Origin of the sequence: Microseira wollei NIES-4236 (assembly GCF_020521235.1) — a bacterium.
Classification (GTDB): domain Bacteria; phylum Cyanobacteriota; class Cyanobacteriia; order Cyanobacteriales; family Aerosakkonemataceae; genus Microseira; species Microseira wollei.
On record NZ_BLAY01000838.1, the window covers coordinates 1 to 215 of the forward strand.

1 pseudogene is annotated in these 215 nt (G+C 61.4%); it reads right to left on the bottom strand.

From position 1 onward, the window contains the following. Window positions 1-215, bottom strand: a pseudogene (locus tag MiSe_RS50620) (hypothetical protein); the annotation flags it as partial.

Genomic DNA, 215 nt, shown 5'->3' on the forward strand with positions numbered 1-215 from the left:
GGCGAGGCTGAGCCTCTGGGATCTTGTTCCCTGGCTGAGCCTGGGAACGAGTTTGGCGAGGCTGAGCCTCTGGGATCTTGTTCCCTGGCTGAGCCTGGGAACGAGTTTGGCGAGGCTGAGCCTCTGGGATCTTGTTCCCTGGCTGAGCCTGGGAACGAGTTTGGCGAGGCTGAGCCTCTGGGATCTTGTTCCCTGGCTGAGCCTGGGAACGAGTT